Origin of the sequence: Paraburkholderia sabiae, assembly GCF_030412785.1 — a bacterium.
Lineage (GTDB): Bacteria > Pseudomonadota > Gammaproteobacteria > Burkholderiales > Burkholderiaceae > Paraburkholderia > Paraburkholderia sabiae.
On sequence record NZ_CP125295.1, the window covers coordinates 3,424,403 to 3,442,206 of the forward strand.

General features: G+C 63.0%; 20 protein-coding genes. 12 read left to right on the forward strand and 8 right to left on the reverse strand.

Going from position 1 to position 17,804, the window contains the following annotated elements; all coding sequences use genetic code 11:
* Positions 1-23 precede the first annotated feature (23 nt).
* The 7 genes from QEN71_RS15390 to atzF all read left to right on the forward strand — a co-directional run bounded on the left by QEN71_RS15390 (position 24) and on the right by atzF (position 9,787).
* A complete protein-coding gene (locus QEN71_RS15390; protein ID WP_201648685.1) occupies positions 24-1,091 on the forward strand; it encodes a putative urea ABC transporter substrate-binding protein in 1,068 nt (355 codons plus the stop codon).
* Between the two features lie 30 nt (positions 1,092-1,121).
* Positions 1,122-1,937, forward strand: a complete 816-nt coding sequence (locus tag QEN71_RS15395) for an ABC transporter permease (protein ID WP_201648643.1) — start codon at positions 1,122-1,124, stop codon at positions 1,935-1,937.
* Positions 1,934-2,707, forward strand: a complete 774-nt coding sequence (locus QEN71_RS15400; protein WP_201648642.1) for an ABC transporter ATP-binding protein — start codon at positions 1,934-1,936, stop codon at positions 2,705-2,707. Before QEN71_RS15395 ends, QEN71_RS15400 begins: the two co-directional genes overlap by 4 nt.
* 37 nt (positions 2,708-2,744) lie before the next feature.
* Positions 2,745-3,452, forward strand: coding sequence for an urea amidolyase associated protein UAAP1 (locus QEN71_RS15405; protein WP_201648641.1), 708 nt, complete (start codon positions 2,745-2,747; stop codon positions 3,450-3,452).
* Positions 3,453-3,466: 14 nt separating this feature from the next.
* Positions 3,467-4,111, forward strand: a complete 645-nt coding sequence (locus QEN71_RS15410) for an urea amidolyase associated protein UAAP2 (RefSeq protein WP_201648640.1) — start codon at positions 3,467-3,469, stop codon at positions 4,109-4,111.
* Between the two features lie 197 nt (positions 4,112-4,308).
* Positions 4,309-7,920 (forward strand): urea carboxylase, encoded by a 3,612-nt coding sequence (gene uca / locus QEN71_RS15415; protein WP_201648639.1) that lies wholly within the window; start codon positions 4,309-4,311, stop codon positions 7,918-7,920.
* 37 nt (positions 7,921-7,957) lie between these two features.
* Positions 7,958-9,787 (forward strand): allophanate hydrolase, encoded by a 1,830-nt coding sequence (gene atzF, locus QEN71_RS15420; RefSeq protein ID WP_201648638.1) that lies wholly within the window; start codon positions 7,958-7,960, stop codon positions 9,785-9,787.
* Positions 9,788-9,797: 10 nt separating this feature from the next.
* Here the strand turns inward: atzF and QEN71_RS15425 are convergent, their stop codons facing one another.
* Together QEN71_RS15425 and QEN71_RS15430 are read right to left on the reverse strand one after the other, a co-directional pair.
* Complete coding sequence (locus QEN71_RS15425; protein WP_290468209.1) at positions 9,798-10,202, reverse strand: VOC family protein; 405 nt, start codon at positions 10,200-10,202, stop codon at positions 9,798-9,800.
* Between the two features lie 38 nt (positions 10,203-10,240).
* The gene (locus QEN71_RS15430; RefSeq protein ID WP_201648636.1) at positions 10,241-10,717 is read right to left on the reverse strand and encodes an outer membrane lipoprotein; all 477 of its coding nucleotides are present in this window, start codon (positions 10,715-10,717) and stop codon (positions 10,241-10,243) included.
* 200 nt (positions 10,718-10,917) lie between these two features.
* On the opposite strand from QEN71_RS15430, the gene QEN71_RS15435 reads away from it, so the two are divergent.
* Together QEN71_RS15435 and QEN71_RS15440 are read left to right on the forward strand one after the other, a co-directional pair.
* Complete coding sequence (locus QEN71_RS15435) at positions 10,918-11,310, forward strand: RidA family protein (protein ID WP_201648635.1); 393 nt, start codon at positions 10,918-10,920, stop codon at positions 11,308-11,310.
* 24 nt (positions 11,311-11,334) lie between these two features.
* A complete protein-coding gene (locus QEN71_RS15440; protein ID WP_201648634.1) occupies positions 11,335-12,009 on the forward strand; it encodes an antibiotic biosynthesis monooxygenase family protein in 675 nt (224 codons plus the stop codon).
* A gap of 4 nt (positions 12,010-12,013) precedes the next feature.
* Here the strand turns inward: QEN71_RS15440 and QEN71_RS15445 are convergent, their stop codons facing one another.
* Together QEN71_RS15445 and QEN71_RS15450 are read right to left on the reverse strand one after the other, a co-directional pair.
* Positions 12,014-12,877 (reverse strand): oxidoreductase, encoded by an 864-nt coding sequence (locus QEN71_RS15445; protein WP_201648633.1) that lies wholly within the window; start codon positions 12,875-12,877, stop codon positions 12,014-12,016.
* A 124-nt stretch (positions 12,878-13,001) separates the two neighbouring features.
* Positions 13,002-13,268: a cupin domain-containing protein gene (locus QEN71_RS15450; RefSeq protein WP_201648632.1), complete on the reverse strand. Its 267-nt coding sequence runs from the start codon at positions 13,266-13,268 to the stop codon at positions 13,002-13,004.
* A gap of 116 nt (positions 13,269-13,384) precedes the next feature.
* Here QEN71_RS15450 and QEN71_RS15455 point away from each other — a divergent pair, with 116 nt between their 5' ends.
* The 3 genes from QEN71_RS15455 to QEN71_RS15465 all read left to right on the forward strand — a co-directional run bounded on the left by QEN71_RS15455 (position 13,385) and on the right by QEN71_RS15465 (position 14,655).
* Entirely contained in the window at positions 13,385-13,804 is a 420-nt protein-coding gene (locus tag QEN71_RS15455; RefSeq protein WP_201648631.1) for a secondary thiamine-phosphate synthase enzyme YjbQ, read from the forward strand.
* Between the two features lie 35 nt (positions 13,805-13,839).
* Positions 13,840-14,172: a hypothetical protein gene (locus QEN71_RS15460; RefSeq protein ID WP_201648630.1), complete on the forward strand. Its 333-nt coding sequence runs from the start codon at positions 13,840-13,842 to the stop codon at positions 14,170-14,172.
* Positions 14,173-14,457: 285 nt separating this feature from the next.
* Positions 14,458-14,655 (forward strand): DUF3562 domain-containing protein, encoded by a 198-nt coding sequence (locus QEN71_RS15465; protein ID WP_201648629.1) that lies wholly within the window; start codon positions 14,458-14,460, stop codon positions 14,653-14,655.
* A gap of 79 nt (positions 14,656-14,734) precedes the next feature.
* On the opposite strand, the gene QEN71_RS15470 is transcribed toward QEN71_RS15465, so the two are convergent.
* From QEN71_RS15470 to QEN71_RS15485, 4 genes are all read right to left on the reverse strand, one after another.
* A complete protein-coding gene (locus QEN71_RS15470) occupies positions 14,735-15,568 on the reverse strand; it encodes a CHAD domain-containing protein (RefSeq protein WP_201648628.1) in 834 nt (277 codons plus the stop codon).
* Between the two features lie 115 nt (positions 15,569-15,683).
* Positions 15,684-16,118, reverse strand: a complete 435-nt coding sequence (locus tag QEN71_RS15475) for a low molecular weight phosphatase family protein (protein WP_407675431.1) — start codon at positions 16,116-16,118, stop codon at positions 15,684-15,686.
* Positions 16,119-16,471: 353 nt separating this feature from the next.
* On the reverse strand, positions 16,472-16,876 hold the full coding sequence (locus QEN71_RS15480; RefSeq protein WP_012403284.1) for an FKBP-type peptidyl-prolyl cis-trans isomerase: 405 nt from the start codon (positions 16,874-16,876) through the stop codon (positions 16,472-16,474).
* Between the two features lie 210 nt (positions 16,877-17,086).
* Positions 17,087-17,620, reverse strand: a complete 534-nt coding sequence (locus tag QEN71_RS15485; RefSeq protein WP_201648626.1) for a carboxymuconolactone decarboxylase family protein — start codon at positions 17,618-17,620, stop codon at positions 17,087-17,089.
* Between the last annotated feature and the right edge of the window lie 184 nt (positions 17,621-17,804).

The following is a 17,804-nucleotide window of genomic DNA, read 5'->3' on the forward strand; positions in this document are numbered from 1 at the left end:
ACCGTCCCCGCGAGGTCAACCTCATGCGCAAGCTCCGCTTTTTCGCCGCAGCCGCCGTCGCTCTCTCCCTCTGCATTTCCACGCCTTCATTCGCTCAAGCACGCAAGGACTTCAAGGTCTGCTGGACCATCTACGCCGGCTGGATGCCGTGGGGCTATGCGAAGACCCAGGGCATCATGTCGAAGTGGGCGAAAAAGTACGGCATCAACGTCGATGTCGTGCAACTGAACGACTACATCGAATCGATCAACCAGTACACGGCCGGCAAGTTCGATGGCTGCGCGATGACCAACATGGACGCGCTCACCATTCCGGCAACGGGCGGCGTGGACAGCACCGCGCTGATCGTCAGCGACTATTCGAACGGCAACGACGGCGTGCTGATCAAAGGCAGCGGCAAGAAGGTCGCCGACCTGAAAGGCCAGCCCGTCAATCTCGTCGAACTCTCCGTCTCGCACTACCTGCTCGCACGCGCGCTCGAATCGGCAGGCATGAGCGAGCGCGACATCAAGACCGTCAATACGTCCGATGCCGATATCTCCGGCGCGTTCGCCACGCCGACCGTGCATAACGCCGTCACGTGGAATCCGATGCTCGCCGATCTGAAGGCGAAGCCGAACGTCACCGAAGTGTTCGATTCGAGCCGCATTCCCGGCGAGATCATGGACATGATGGTCGTCAACACGAAGACGCTGCACGACAACCCCGCGCTCGGCAAGGCGCTGACGGGCGCGTGGTTCGAGATCATGCAACTGATGCACGGCACGTCGCCGGAAACGCAAGCGGCCTTGACCTCGATGGCGAAAGCATCGGGCACCGACCTCGCCGGCTTCAGATCGCAACTGTCGACCACCGCCCTCTTCTACACGCCGCAACAGGCGCTCGACTTCGCCACCAGCCCGAACATGCCGAAGATCATGACGCGCGTCGCGCAGTTCTCGTTCGATCACGGTCTGCTCGGCAAAGGCGCGCCGAACGCGGGTGCCGTCGGCATGGCGTTCGACAACGACGTGACCGTCGGCAACAAGGGCAACCTGAAGCTGCGTTTCGACCCGACGTATGTGCGCCTCGCCGCGCAAGGCAAGCTTTGAACGCCGCGTCATTCTGAGCAGGAGAGGCCCATGCGGCTCATCAACCGACATCCTGGCCGCACCGGCAGTCTGATGCTGTTGCTGCTGCCCTTCATCGTGCTGGTCGCGGTGTATTTCACCGGCTCGTCGCTGCGGCTGCAGGCGAATCCCGACGACAAGCTGCTGCCGGGCGCCACACAGATGAAGGACGCGCTGCACGAATACGCGTTCACCGAAGACAAGCGCACGGGCGACTACACGATGTGGGACGACACGGTATCGAGCATGAAGCGGCTCGGCATCGGACTCGTCGCGAGCGCGGCGATTGCGCTCGTGTTCGGCATCGTCACGGGCAGCATTCCGCTCGCGGGCGCGACGCTGTCGCCGTTCATCACCGTGATATCGATGATTCCGCCGCTTGCCGTGCTGCCGATTCTCTTCATCGTGTTCGGTCTCGATGAGTTATCGAAAGTCGTGCTGATCGTGATCGGCATTACGCCGATGATGATCCGCGACTTGCAGCAGCGCACGCGCGAGATTCCCGAAGAACTGTGGATCAAGGCGCAAACGCTCGGCGCGTCGAGCTGGACGCTGATCGTGCGCGTGATCGTGCCGCAACTGCTACCGCGTCTGCTGATCGCGCTGCGGCTCGCGCTGACGTCCGCGTGGCTCTTTCTGATCGCGGCGGAAGCGATCGCATCGACGGACGGCCTCGGCTATCGCATCTTTCTCGTGCGCCGCTATCTCGCGATGGACGTGATCCTGCCGTACGTCGCGTGGATCACGCTGCTCGCATGGCTGATCGACGAAGCGCTGCGCCGTCTCACGCAATGGGCGTTCCCCTGGTACAACGGGGGCCGCGCATGATCGAGATCCGCAATCTGTGGAAGCAGTACGACGATCAGGTCGTGCTGGAGCGGCTCAATCTGCGCATCGCGGAAGGCGAGTTCTGCTCGATGGTCGGCGCGTCGGGCTGCGGCAAGTCGACGTTCCTGCGGCTGCTGCTCGGCCAGGAACGTCCGACGCGCGGCGAGATCCTGCTCGACGGCGAACCGCTGCCGCCGGAGCCGGACCCGCATCGCGGCGTCGTGTTTCAGCGCTACTCGGTGTTTCCGCATCTGACCGTGTTGCGCAACGTGATGCTCGGACTGGAGTTGCCGCATGCGCGCTTCACGGGCCGCCTGTTCGGCGCGCGCCGCCGTCTCGCACGCGATGAAGCCGTTGCGATGCTCACACGCGTCGGCCTCGCCGATTCGCTCGACAAATATCCGCATCAGCTGTCGGGCGGCATGCAGCAACGTCTCGCGCTCGCTCAGGCGCTCGTGATGAAGCCGCGCGTGCTGCTGCTCGACGAACCGTTCGGCGCGCTCGATCCCGGCATCCGCCGCGACATGCACGAACTGCTGACGGGCCTCTGGCGCGAAGCGAAGCTGACCGTCTTCATGGTCACGCACGATCTGAAAGAAGGCTTCACGCTCGGCAGCCGCGTGCTCGTCTTCGACAAGGTGCGCATCGATCCGCAAGCGCCGCAGGCGTACGGCGCGCGCATTACCTACGACATTCCGCTCGAACGCAACGGCGTGCGCGAGCCGCAGGCGACGACGGCGATTCCGCCGCTGCTCGCCGTGCCCGCATGACCTGCGCAACCGAAGCGAACGAAACAAGGACAAAGACATGAACGAAATATTGCTCGAAGAAACCGTGCCGGGCGGCGGCCATGCGTCGCTGATCGTGAAGCGTGGACAGGTTTTGCGTATCACCGATCCGCGTGGCGGCGCGAACGTCGGCATGCTGCTTTTCAACGCCGCCGAGAAGAGCGAGCGCATGAATCTGCCCGACACGCTCAAGTGCCAGCACACCGCAAAACTGACGCGCGGCCATTGCATTTATTCGGACATGGGCCGCGTGCTCGCCGCAGTCGTCGCGGACACGTGCGGCTGGCACGACAGTCTCGCCGGCGCGTCGAACGCGGCGGAAGTGTTCGAGAAATATGGCCAGGGCCGCTATCAGGAGTTGCGCAACGCGTTCTATCGCAACGGCACCGACAACCTGCTCGTGGAACTCGGCAAGTGGGGACTCGGCGTCGCGGATCTGCTGATGACGCTGAACCTGTTCAGCCGCGTCGACGTGACGGATGCGGGCGCGATGCAATTCGTCGAGGGCAATTCGAAAGCGGGCAACTACATCGAGCTGTATGCGCCGATGAACACGCTCGTCGTGCTGACGGCGATCCAGCATCCGCTCGACCCAAACCCGGAATACGCGCCGAAGCCCGTGAAGCTCGCACTGCGCGCCGCCGATCCGCAGATCGCCGAAATCTGCCGTACGTCGTGCGATGAAAACACGCGCGGCTTCATCAACACCGAACGATTCTTTCTCTGAGCGACAGGCGCGCCATGACGACATCCACACTCACAGCCAGCACGCTCGATCCCGCCAGCGCAACCTTCCGCGAAACCTTGCCCGCGGGCGAGCCGTGGCTCAAGGAACTGAAAGCGGGACAGACGCTGCGTATCCGCGACGTCGAAGGCAATCAGGCGATCGATACGCTCTTCTACAGTCTCGCCGATCCGCGCGAACGCTACGATGCACAACGCACGCTGCGCCGCCAGCAGAGCCTCTATCTGACGACGGGCACCGTGCTCTATTCGAACCTCGGCAATCCGATGCTGACCATCGTCGCCGATACGTGCGGACGTCACGACACGCTCGGCGGCGCCTGCGCGCAGGAAAGCAACACGGTGCGCTACGCGCTGGAAAAGCGCTACATGCACAGCTGCCGCGACAACTACCTGCGAGCGTGCGCGCACGACGGCCGTTTGTCGAAGCAGGACATTGCCGCCAACATCAACTTCTTCATGAACGTGCCCGTCACATCCGAGGGCGGCCTCACATTCGAAGACGGCATTTCGGCGCCGGGCAAATACGTCGAATTGCGCGCGGAAATGGATGTGATCGTGCTGATCTCGAACTGCCCGCAGCTGAACAATCCCTGCAACGGCTACAACCCGACGCCTGCGGAGCTGACGATATGGAACTGAGCACGCTGCGTCTGTGGCTCTACACGATGATGAAAGTGCGCGCCGAACGCTTCATGCGCATCGACCGTTCCGCAACATACAAGAAGCACTGAACGTCGTCCGCTTCGACACACGGAAGCGAAGCGACTTGCCGTGGACGACCTCGGCATGCATGCCCACGTGGCGGGACGACCCGCCCACGCATTGAACATCCACTCATGTTCGATAAAGTCCTCATTGCCAATCGCGGCGCGATTGCATGCCGCATCCTGCGCACGCTGCGCGAACTGAACGTCGAAGGCGTCGCTGTGTATAGCGAAGCGGATCGCGCGAGCCGTCACGTCAGTCTCGCCGATACGGCATGCAGCCTCGGCGACGGCGCGGCGAGCGTCACCTATCTCGACATCGCGAAGATTCTGGAGATCGCACGCGCACAAGGCGCGCAGGCGATTCATCCGGGCTATGGCTTTCTGTCGGAGAACGCGGCCTTCGCCGAGGCTTGCGAAGCCGCCGGCATTGCCTTCATCGGCCCGACGCCTTCGCAGTTGCGCGCGTTCGGACTCAAACACACGGCGCGCGCGATCGCCGCCGAACAGGGCGTGCCGATGCTCGAAGGCACCGGCCTGCTCGACGGAATCGATGCGGCGCTCGAAGCGGCGAAACGCGTCGGCTATCCGGTGATGCTGAAAAGCACGGCAGGCGGCGGCGGCATCGGCATGCGCGTGTGTCGCTCGGACGAAGAACTCGCTGCGCACTTCGATATCGTCAAGCGACTCGGGCAAAACAATTTCAGCGATGCGGGCGTGTTCCTCGAAAAGTACATCGAGAAAGCGCGGCATCTCGAAGTGCAGGTATTCGGCGATGGCCAGGGCGCGGCAATTGCACTCGGCGTGCGCGACTGCTCGGTGCAGCGGCGCAACCAGAAGGTGCTTGAAGAAACGCCCGCGCCGAATCTGCCCGATGGCGTCGAGGCCGCGCTATGCGATGCGGCGATCCGACTCGCTCAAGCGGTCTCGTATCGCTCGGCGGGCACGGTCGAATTCGTCTACGACAGCGACGCCGCGCGCTTCTACTTTCTTGAAGTGAACACACGTCTTCAGGTCGAGCACGGCGTGACCGAACAGGTGTGGAGCGTCGATCTGGTGCGCTGGATGATCGAACTCGCGGCGGGCACACTTGCACCGCTTAACGTGCTTTCACGCGATCTCAAGCCGCAAGGGCACGCGATTCAGGCACGCCTCTACGCGGAAGATCCGGGCCGCGATTTCAAGCCCTGTCCTGGGTTATTGACTGACGTATCGTTCCCTTCCGCCGATGGTCGCGCGCTGCGCATCGACACGTGGATCGAAGCGGGCTGCGAAGTGCCGCCGTGGTTCGATCCGATGCTCGCAAAGCTGATCGCGTGGCAGCCGACGCGCGATGAAGCGCGCCACGCGCTCGACGCCGCGCTCCAAGCGTCGCGCATCTACGGTGTCGAAACGAATCGCGACTATCTGCGGCAGATTCTCGCCGATACACCGTTCGCAAGCGGTCATCCGTGGACACGTTGTCTCGAAGGCCTGCGTTATCGCGCATCCACGTTCGAAGTGTTGAGCGGCGGCACGCAGACCACTGTGCAGGACTATCCGGGACGCCCTGGCTATTGGGCCGTCGGCGTGCCGCCGTCGGGACCGATGGACGACCGCGCATTGCGTCTCGGCAATCGTTTGCTCGGTAACGACGCGCAAGCGGCCGCGCTCGAAATCACGATGAGCGGTCCGACGCTGCGCTTCAATACGGACGCTATCGTCGTCGTGACAGGCGCGACGCTGCCCGTCATGCTCGACGACATCCCGCAACCGATGAACACGACGTTCGCGGTCACAGCAGGTTCGACGCTCGCGCTCGGCACGATACGCGGCGCAGGTGCACGCGCGTATCTGTGCGTGCGTGGCGGCCTCGACGTCGCGCAATATCTCGGCAGCCGCAGCACGTTCACGCTCGGCCAGTTCGGCGGCCACGGCGGGCGCGCGCTGCGTGCAGGCGATGTGCTGCATCTTCACGCGCTCACGGATCGCGATACAGGCGCAACGCTGCCGTCGACGCTCGCGCATCGGCTCGATGACGTGCGTGTGTTGCGCGTGATCTATGGTCCGCACGGCGCGCCCGAATACTTCAGCGCGCGCTATATCGAGCAGTTTCTGGATACCGACTGGGAAATCCATTTCAATTCGAGCCGCACCGGTGTGCGGCTGATCGGCCCGAAGCCCGAATGGACGCGCGCGGACGGCGGCGAAGCAGGTCTGCATCCGTCGAACATTCACGACAATCCGTATGCGGTCGGCGCAATCGATTTCACGGGCGATATGCCTGTGATTCTCGGCCCGGACGGCCCGAGCCTCGGCGGTTTTGTCTGCCCTGTGACGGTGATCGAAGCGGACCTCTGGCAGATCGGTCAGCTGAAAGCAGGCGACAAGGTGCGCTTCATTCCCGTCGACATCACGACGGCGCGCGCGGCGGCACATGCACGTCTTCAGGAAGTGTCGACGCTCACGGCGCATGCCGTATCGCCTGATAACGACGCGCCAACGACATTGCAATCGCCGATCGTGCTGAACGTCGGCGAAGGCGATGAGCGTCTCGTCGCCCGTCTTTCCGGCGACACGCATCTGCTGCTCGAAATCGGACCGCCCGAACTCGATCTCGTGCTGCGTTTTCGCGGCCACGCGCTGATGCAATCGCTCGAAGCGTTGCAGTTGCCCGGCGTGATCGACCTGACGCCCGGCATCCGTTCGCTGCAGGTTCACTATCAGCCGGAACAGTTGCCGCTCGCCACGCTGCTCGATCACGTCGCGGCGACGTGGCAGCGCGTGCTGTTGCAAAAGGATCTGCGCGCGCCGTCGCGTGTCGTGCATCTGCCGCTGTCGTGGGACGACCCTGCATGTCAGCTCGCGATCGACAAGTACATGACCACTGTGCGCAAGGACGCGCCGTGGTGTCCGAGCAATCTGGAGTTCATCCGCCGCATCAACGATCTCGATTCGATCGACGCCGTGAAGCGCGTCGTGTTCGATGCGAGCTATCTGGTGATGGGACTCGGCGACGTCTACCTCGGCGCGCCCGTCGCGACGCCGCTCGATCCGCGTCACCGGCTCGTGACGACGAAGTACAACCCGGCGCGCACGTGGACGGCGGAAAACTCGGTCGGCATCGGCGGCGCGTATCTGTGCGTGTACGGGATGGAAGGGCCCGGCGGTTATCAGTTCGTCGGACGCACGCTGCAGATGTGGAATCGCTATCGCGACATCGCGGATTTCGCGGGACGTCCTTATTTGCTGCGCTTTTTCGATCAGATCCGCTTCTATGAAGTCTCCGCCGATGAATTGCTGCGCATCCGCGAAGCGTTCCCGCTCGGGCGTTATCCGCTGAAGATCGAAGAGACCGAGTTGTCGCTCGCCGACTATCAGGCTTTTCTCGAACGCGACGCTGATGAAATCGCGCAGTTCCGCACGCGTCAGCAAGCCGCGTTTCAGGCAGAGCGGCAACGCTGGCATGACGCGGGCAGCAATGAAGACGCGCTGGAGCCGCCCGTCGCCGCCGACGCCGAAATCGCGCCGCTCACCGATGGCCAGATCGCCGTCGACAGCGAAATCGCGGGCAACTTGTGGCAAGTGCGCGTCGAGCCCGGCGCGACGGTCGAAGCCGGCGACGTGCTGCTCGTGATCGAGTCGATGAAGATGGAGATATCCGTCGTGGCGCCTTGCGCGGGTACAGTCGGCGAGATTCATGTCGCGCCGGGTTCGCCCGTGCGCGCCGGACAGCGCGTGGTCGTGCTCGAACAGCACGCGTGACGCACTTCACATCAACGTATTCAAGGAACCGCACGACATGGATTCATTCGATCTGCGTCTGCCCGCGTTGCGGGCTGCGTATCGCGCAGGCCGCGCCACGCCGCGCACACTGATTGCCGCATTGCGCGAACGCGCCGCCGCGCTTAACCCCGAGTTTCATCTCTTCATCCATCTTCTGTCCGACGCGGAAATCGAGCCTTACCTTGCCGCGCTGGATGAACGCGACATCGATTCGCTGCCGCTCTATGGCGTGCCGTTCGCGCTAAAGGACAACATCGATCTGGCAGGCATTCCGACGACGGCGGCGTGCCCCGCCTTCGCCTACACGCCTGACGAATCGGCGACGCTGGTCGCGCAACTGATCGCGCTCGGCGCAGTGCCCATCGGCAAGACGAATCTCGATCAGTTCGCCACGGGCCTTAACGGCACGCGCTCGCCATATGGCAAGTGCCGCAACAGCGTGCATCCCGAGTATCCGTCGGGCGGATCGAGCGCGGGATCGTCGCTGGCCGTGGCGCTCGGTGTCGCGAGCTTCGCGCTCGGCACGGATACGGCAGGTTCGGGCCGCGTGCCCGCCGCGCTGAACAACCTCGTCGGCACGAAGGGAACGAAAGGCTTGTTGTCGACGGCAGGCGTGGTACCCGCGTGCCGCACGCTCGACTGCGTGACGTACTTCACGGCCACCGCGAGCGAGGCGAGCGAACTGCTCGCGCTCACCGCCCGTCACGATCCCGCCGATGCGTATAGCCGCGTGAATCCGCAATGGAACGACGCGTCGGCGTTCGGCGCCGTCACACGCTTTCGTTTCGGCGTGCCCGCGCAACTCGAATTTGCCGGCTGCGAAGAAAGCCCCGCGCTATTCGCGCAGGCGCGTGCAGCGCTTGAAGCCATCGGCGGCGAGGCGGTTGAAATCGACTTCACGCCTTTTCTCGAAGCAGCGCGCCTGCTTTACGAAGGACCGTGGGTCGCCGAGCGTTACAGCGTGGCGGGCGCGTTGATGGAATCGCAACCCGATGCCGTGTTGCCCGTGATCCGCGACGTGCTCGCGAAAGCGCCAGGCGCCACAGCCGTCGATGCATTTCGCGCGCAATACAGGCTTCAGGCGTTGAAGCAGCATTGCGATGCCGTGCTTGCGCAACTCGATTGCGTGCTGACACCGTCGATTCCGCGTGCCGTGACGTTAGCGGAACTGGAGCGCGATCCTGTCGGCGCGAACTCGCTACTCGGGCATTACACGAACTTCATGAATCTGCTCGACTACGCCGCCGTCGCGACGCCTGCGGGTTTCATACGCAATGGTCTGCCGTGGGGCGTGACGCTGTTCGGGCGTGCGTTCACCGATCAATATCTGCTGAGTGTCGCCGATGCGCTGCATCGCAAGCTCGCAGTGCCGCTGACGGGCGGTGCGCGACATGACTTAGATGTACCCGCACGCGCTGCACGTCACGACAGGATGAAGCTCGTCGTGTGCGGCGCGCATCTCGAAGGCCTCGCGTTGAACTGCCAATTGACATCACGCGGCGCGCGGCTTGTCGCAGCGACGTCGAGCGCACCGAGTTACCGCTTGTATGCCCTCGCGGGCAGCGGCGCGACGCAGCGCCCCGGCATGATTCGCGATACGGCGAGCGGCGCGGCTATCGACGTCGAAGTGTGGGACTTGCCGGGCAGCGAAGTCGGCTCGTTCCTCGCGGGCATTCCCGCGCCGCTCGCGCTCGGCAAGGTCGAGCTTGCGGACGGCAGTTGGGAAACGGGCTTCGTGTGCGAAGCGCAAGGCATCGCAGGCGCTGTCGACATCACGTCATACGGCGGCTGGCGCGCGTGGCTGCAACGCAGCGCGGCACAGGCCACGGAGCCTTCGGCAGCCTGATCGCGTGGAGTCAGTCCACGAGTTCCGCCGTGTACAGCGACGCCTGCCTTCCCGTCACCGCGCGATTCCAGATCACGTCGTCGGTCAGCGCGGTCTGGATCAGTTCGACGGGCATGCCGTCATCGACGATCACCGCCACGCGGAAGCCATTGATCGGCTCGTACGGGCCGAGAATGACTTGCTGCTCGTCGATCGCGCGGTCGAGATCGTCGACCTTGAACGCGGAATGCGGAATGGTGCGCATCAGCTCGTGCAGCGGGCTATCCGCTTCGAAACGGTGGTACTGGATGTGCGCGAGCTGGCAATCGCTGTCGCTCGTGTACATCCGGTATTGCGGGCTGTAGCGTTCGCCGTCGCGCACTTCGTGCGTCGGAATGCCGATGTGATGAAACTCGTAAGTTACGTCGTCGCGCATGAACATGATGTTCTCCTTCACTTTGCCGCTGCGTATGCTCAGATCGTCACGCGCGTGATGCCGCCGCTCGACAGCAGCCGCACGCGCTCGCCCGCGTAGAACATCGGGCCGTCGGTGCTTTGCGTGATCGCGCGCAGCGAGCCGTCGTCGAGCCGCACCGTGATCTCGACGCCCTGTTTCTTCTCGAAGTGGTTCTGCACTTCGTTGCCCGCGACGGCGCCTGCCAGCCCGCCGAGGATGCCCGTCAGAATGGAGCCGCGTCCGCCGCCGATCGCGCTGCCCGCAACAGCGCCGAGCGCGCCGCCGCCGAGTGCGCCGAGCACGCCGGGCTGGCCGTTGCTGGCATCGATCGTGACGCCGCGCACGCTTTCGACGGTGCCGAAGCGCACCGTTTCTTCACGCTGCGCCTGCGACGCGCTGTAGACGTTGGCGGAGCCGTCGAAGGTCGCGCAACCGCTCAACGCGAGCGAGACGACGAGTGCCGATGCAGATGCTGTAACGAATGACCTGTTCATGGTGTTCCCCTCTGGAAGCAGCGCGCTGTCGGTGTGTCGCGCTGCAGGTTCTTTCGATGAGTGCATCCTAGGCTCGAAGAATGAGAGAAAAATGAGGAGCGGATTTGCGCATTCGCACCCGTCATTTCGTCTCGGCCTGAAACGTCGACGCAGCGAACAGCGCTACGATGGCTTCCACATCCTGCGAAACGAGGGCTGCAATGAAACGCGAAATCATCCGGGTCGAACCGCTGTCGGGCTGGCTCGAAAGATGGAAGGCGCCGACTTCCGTCGTTACGCGGCATGGCGACACGATCTACGTGTCGGGCCTGCCGCCGTTCGATCCCGAAACGGGCGAGGTCGTCGATGCGCCGCTCGAACGTCAGACGGTACTCGTGCTCGAACAGTTGAAGCTGTGCGTCGAGACGGCGGGTTCGTCGCTGGATAACGTGCTGAAGTGCAATGTGTACTGCACATCGGTCGAACAGTTCGCGGCCGTCAATGCGATTTACGCCCGCTACTTTCCGAACGATCCGCCCGCGCGTATCTTTGTGTGCGTGCCTGCATGGCCGGGGCATTTCGACATCGAAATCGATTGCATCGCGGCCATTTGATTCGTCTATTCAGGGGAGCGCACGATGTTTTCAGTGCTGTTCGAAGTGCAGCCGCGTGGCGACCGATGGGACACGTATCTCGGCTACGCGAAATTGCTGAAGCCGGAACTGGAGCAGATCGACGGCTTCGTCGATAACGTCCGTTACGGCAGTCTCACGCGCGAAGGATGGCTGTTGTCGCTGTCGGGCTGGCGTGACGAGAAAGCGCTCGTGCGCTGGCGTACGCAGGCAATCCATCATGGCGTACAGGAGAAAGGGCGCTCGCAGACGTTTCGCGATTATCGCCTGCGCGTGGGTCAGTTGACGCACGACACGCGCTTGCCCGCTGGCCAAGCATTGCACGAACAACGGCTCGACGAAACCGAAACGGGCGATGCCACCACGATCGTGCTGATCGACGCGCAACGCGACGCTGACTGGGTCAAGCATGCGAGCGCGCACGAAGTTGCGAGCGCGCTGGGCTTGCGCGAAGGCGCAGCAGGTCTCGTATCGTGGGACGCGTTCGACGCCGTGCTGACACCGGGCGATGTGATCCTGCTCACGGCGTGGCGCGACGCTCAGGCCGCCGATGCCTATGCAAGCACGCTCACGTTGCCCGAAGGCGCGCGGCTGCGCACCGTGCGCGTCGTTCGCGACTACGGCATGTTCGATCGCCGCGAAGCGCCGCAGTACTATCCCGACGCTGCGCGACCCGAATGACCGCCTAGCGCTCGTTCTCCGGAAAGTCCGCGCCGATGCTCGTGTCGCGCCACGCTTCGATATCCGCGAGCGTCGAATGCACGCGCTTCGATACGGCATCCACGCCGAACGCGCCCAGCACCAGATGACGCGGCGGATGTTCCGTTTCGGTGATGCGCATCATCGCCTGCGCAGCGCGCGCGGGGTCGCCGGGCTGCTGGCCGCTGTAACCGGCCGTCGCTTGCATGCGCTTGCCGGCCGTCTCCGCGTAGTCGGAAATCCTGTTCGGCGTCTGCCTGAGCGAGCGGCCCGCCCAGTCGGTGCGAAACGGACCCGGCTCGATGCAGGTCACGCGGATGCCGAGCGGCCCGGCTTCAGTGGCGAGCGAATCGGACCAGCCCTCGACGGCGTGCTTGCTTGCCGCGTAATACCCCGAGCCCGGAAAGCCCGCAATGCCCGCCACCGACGTGATGTTCAGCACATGCCCCTTGTGCCGCGCGCGCATGCCGGGCAGCACGGCGCGCGTCATCGCGAACAGGCCGAACACGTTGACGTCGAACTGCTCGCGAATTTCCGCTTCTTCGCCCTCTTCGACCGACGATTGATAACCATAGCCCGCGTTGTTCACAAGCACATCGATCGCGCCGAAGCGTTGCTCCGCACTTTCAACGGCAGCGGCAATCTGCGCGGCATCCGTCACGTCGAGCTTTACACGCAGGAGACGCGCGTCGGCATCGCTGCCGGGCTCGGCGAGATCGGCGAGCGACGCGACGTTGCGCGCCGTCGCTACGCAGCGCCACCCGCGTTCGAGCACCGCGCGCGCCAGTTCCTTGCCGAAGCCGGTTGAACATCCGGTGATGAACCAGACGGGCGTCGTGGACGTGGACATTCAAAACCTCCTCGATGATGGAATGAGCGATGACGCGTCGACGCGCATGACGTCGACGGACGCGAACAAAAATAGTAGCGGCTCGATGCAATTCGTGCTGACGGCCTGACCGCTTTCGCCGTGCTTATTTCCGGCCGACCAGATATTGAGCACCTTCGGGTCCGAAGCGTTCCGAATGGCTTTCATTCGCTTGCAGATGAAATACGTCGCCCGTCTTGTACAGACGTTCCGTCGCGGCAATGCGAATCGTCAATTCGCCGTGCAGAACCAGCGCCTTCGCTTCGAAGGGATGAGCATGATCGTCCATTGTGCCGTTCGGGTCGCGCGTGACGGTCACGACTTCGGCAAAACCTTCGCGCTTCAATGCATCGATGAATTCATCGCGTTCCATGACCTTCGCCCTTTTCTGTTTGCACCGAGGTATCAGCATAGCCCTGTTTGCATGGCGGGATCGGGCACGGCGCTCGCGGTAAACTCTTTGACAGGCACTACAAGGGAGAAAGATTCATGCGCCAGGCCATTCGCCATCTGAACGTGCGGGCGCGCGCTCGCGGACTGTCCGAATTCACTACGCAAGTCGCCGCATTCGTGCGCGACGCGTCGATCGATACAGGCATCCTCACACTATTCTGCCGGCACACGTCGGCATCGCTATTGATCCAGGAGAACGCGGACCCTTCGGTGCAGCGCGATATCGAACGACACTTCGCGATGCTCGCTCCCGAAGACTCCGAGCGCTACGAACACGACACGGAAGGCCCCGATGACATGCCCGCGCATTTGCGCACCGCGCTCACGCAAGTGCAACTGTCGATACCCGTCGAGCACGGACGCATGACGCTCGGTACATGGCAAGGCATCTATCTGTTCGAACATCGCGCGCGTCCGCAGGAACGCGATATCGTGCTGCATCTGATCGGCGAATAACAACTCAACGAACGACTTCGACAAGGAAGCGAATCATGATCTTGCGTGCGCATGTTCTGATCGCGGCGGCATCGCTTGCGGTGCTGACGGCGGGCTGCACTCATACGGGGCCCGTCGAGTTCTCGGTGACGGGCGCGGACGCGCCGACGCTCAACAGTTCGAGCGACCTCGACTTCGGTCCGATGGACCGCTCGATCGCGCAGTGCAAGACGGTCGCGAAGAACACGGGCACGGGACAATGCGCGAAAGTGCGCGCCTACGAATCTTGCATGAAAAGCAAGGGCTACATCACCGTGCTCGGCCCGGAAAATCCGAAAGGCTGCGGCGACCCCGAATGGGAACAGGACGTGCGCAAGTGGCTCAAATAGTCGCAGGTGCTGCCGTACTTCGCGACTGATTTGCAATCACGTTATCCACAGATTCTGTTGAAAGATCTGTGGAAAAGTTTGGGGCACGCGCGCTATCTGTCTGATCAAACAGGCTTTATTCGCGCGTTGCAATGCAACGTCAAGCGCGCCTTCACACGTCGCGTTCGAGCACACCTTCGCGCAGCAGGACCACCGATTGCGAAGTTCTATTGGCGTCCTCGCATCGCGTGTCCTTCAATTCAGCTTTCCGACGACGACTGACCGACAAGCGACAAGGAGGCTTGAATGAAGACGGAAGATTCGCAGAAGATCGTGCACGAAATTGCTGAATCCACCGACGCCCCGGAAGAAGTCGTATCGCAGATGTACACCGATGCCGTGCAGGCGTATGAACGCGAAGCACGCATCCTCGACTACGTGCCGCTCTTCGCGGCCAAGCGCGTGCGTGAGACCCTGCGCTCGCGGACCGCATCACGCCGCTAACTGACGAACGCGGGGAGCGCTACCCGGTTGCGCTCCCCGTTCCATCGCGCCGACCCTGGCGCCACCGCACTCAATCGCATCACAGCAGCTTCCCTGCGTCGCGCATGCGGCGCTTGCGCTCTTGCGCAAGCGCGTCCAATGCGTGCGCGGCGGCTGTATCGTCGGCGTATAGGGTCTGGTTGTCGCGCAGCAGCTGTTCGCTCGCCACGACATCGTTCAACGCGCCGAAGCGCTTCTGCAGCCTTTTGAGCGGCTTCGTGGCCTTGCGTTGCTTCTTCGCGAGCATCGGCTCAAAGAACTCGATCAGATAGCGCAGCTTCTTGCCGGCCTTGCGTACCTCGTGGTACGACGCGTAGTCCGAGCGTTTGGCGCGCGCCGCGCGCTTCATGCGCTTCGTCATCGACTTCTGCGCGGCCGCGAGACGCTTGCGCGCGAATTTCGGCAGCGGCGTGCGTTTGTGCGCCGTATTCAGTTCGCGGTTCGCTTCCTTGAGCGTCTCGCGCAACGCGCGCTTCACGTCCGCCTGTTCGAGCGTCGTGCGGCTCGTCTCGAAGGTTTTGGCGCGGGCGGCCTGCAACGCGTCGCCGGGCTTTTCCTGCCCATCGCCCGTTTCGTCGAGCAACGCGATCAGGATGTCCCAGTCGCGCGTCTTGCCGGCGGCGCTTGCGTAGAACTTGAAAAGTGCACGCTGCTGATTGTCAAATTGCTCATCCAGCAGCGGACGATATGCCCACAACAACGTGCGTAAACGTCGCAGCGACACGCGCAGCTTGTGCAGCACTTCGGCGTCGGGGTTCGAGTGCAAGGCCGCTGCGCAGGCAAGCGCGCTGTCGATCAAGGGCGCGGCGTAGTGCGAGAAATGAGCTTGTGCGGTGCCATCGTGCGGCAGTCCGTTCGGTGTATCGGCTTTCATCGTGTTCCCTGAATGTGGTGCTAACCCAGTGTGTTTGTAATGCTTGGGTAAGCAAATCAGGTTCCCGCCTGTTCGAGCCGGCTGCAGCGCACGATGCCGCAGCGGCGTCACGAAGTCATTGCCCGCTTAGCAGAAGATCGCAGGCGTCCGGCGACGCGCAACTGGCCACGGACGGCAGTTTCAGCGACGACGGCCACGGGCGGCGCTCCGCCGTGATGAAGTCTTCGACGCGCTTCAGGATCTGCCAGAACGCGTTTTCGATCGCGCCCGCAGCGCCATACGCGGACGGCGTCAGCGTCCAGTGATGCTGCTTCGGCGCGCCGTGAAACGCGCGCATGTCGATACGCGCCGACTCGTCGCACAAGGTCACCACGAAATCCATCTGCGGCGCCCACTCGCTCGTGAATTCCAGCCAGCTTTTGGGATTCAGCAGGTCGAGACTCGAAAAGCCATGGCGCAGCTCGCCCATCGCCGCCGAGTGAACCCGCTCGGCGGGCTCGAGGCCTGCGCTGAATGCGTCGAAATGCAATCCGTCCAGCTCGCGTAGCAAGGCTTCCGCCAAAATGCTTAGCGTCGCGTTGTCCCGGCAAAGGAACAGCACTCTTTGTTTTCTGGTCACCCTACACCCCGTCATGCAGATTCTATTTTTTTGCGGGATTCTGAGCGTCCAGTTTTTCATATTGGTGACAGAATCCCAATCGTCCAACCGATTCGCCGCAGGACCGTTTAGATATCACGCCAATTTGCGTCCGGCCAGCCAGCGTTAACGATAATGAAGAACGGGTGCGGGCCTACCGTTAAGGCTGCGCGCCAGCGACGGCGCGGTGCGCGGCGATGCGCAAAGCAAACCCGGCCACGGGATGGCCGGGTTGCTGAAAGGTTAACTGCGTGGTTACCTGAGAGTTACTTCACAATCGCGAGCAGTTCGACTTCGAACGTCAGATCGCTGTTCGGCGGAATCGTGCCGACGCCGCGCGAACCGTATGCAGTCGCAGCCGGGCAGGTCAGTTTGGCTTTCTCGCCCACCTTCATCGTGGCGACGCCTTGCGTCCAGCAGGGGATCACGCGGCCGAGCGGGAACTCTGCCGGGCCGCCATGCTTGGCCGAGTTGTCGAACTCGGTGCCGTTCGCGAGCGTGCCGCGGTAGTTGACGCGCACGACGTCGGCAGCCGTGGGCTGCGGGCCGCTTCCCTGCGTCAGGTGTTCGACGACCACACCGGAGGGCAGCTTCTCCGTCGATGCGGCGTTAGCGTTGAGCGCTACCGATGCGAGCGCGGCTGCGGCGAGCAGGGCAACAACTGATTTCACGCGTATCTCCTTGGTTGAAAAAGCGACCCCATTCTAGCGGATCACCCCTTCGCGACAGAGACCTGAATCAACTTGCTACAAATCAACCCTTGCATGCGATGAAAAGTTGTACGAGCAAACGCGCGATGCCCGCGGCGGGCGAATGGCCCGTCGCGGGACAACAAAGCCGCTACCTGAAGCGGCTTCGATCGCGCTTCGATCGCACTGCGTTCAGATCTTCGGGAAATCGACGACCGTGTCGTTCACGCGGTTGAACAGGTTCGTGAAGGTGATGTCGGCGATCGCGAGCAGCGTCTCGGTGATCTGCTGATCGTTATAACCGGCTGCCTTCACGGCATCGACGACTGCTGCGGGCACCGTGCCGCGCGATGCGAACACGGTCCGCGCAAACGTGGCGATCGCGTTCAGATGAGCGTCCGACGAATCGCGTCCTTCGCGCAGTGCGGCGACGTCGTCGGCCGCGATGCCCACTTTCTTGCCCGTCAGCGAGTGAGCGGCGAGACAGTAATCACAATCCGCGACGCCGCTGATCGCCAGCTTGATCGCTTCCACTTCCTTGCGCGACAGCGCGCCCTTGCCGAGCGCGTCGCCCGTTGCCAGCACGATTTGCAACGCAGCCGGGCTGTTCGAACCAATCGCTGCATACGCATTCGGAACCATGCCCACCGCGCGCTTGATGCCCGCGAACAGTTCTGCGGCCTGGCCGGTTGCTTCGGCGACGGGTTGGCGATTGAGGCGTTCCATGATGTTTCTCCTAGAGTGGATCGTGGTATTTGCGTAGCGCCATTGGGTCAGCGCATGGATGCCATTCTAGGAACGCACGTTGCTACGGTGAATGCTGGTTCAAATCACGTTTATGCTCGAACGGCTCAACGGTTTATCGGGCGTTGGGCCGCGCTCTGCTATATTCGTGCGGCACTTGCCCTGT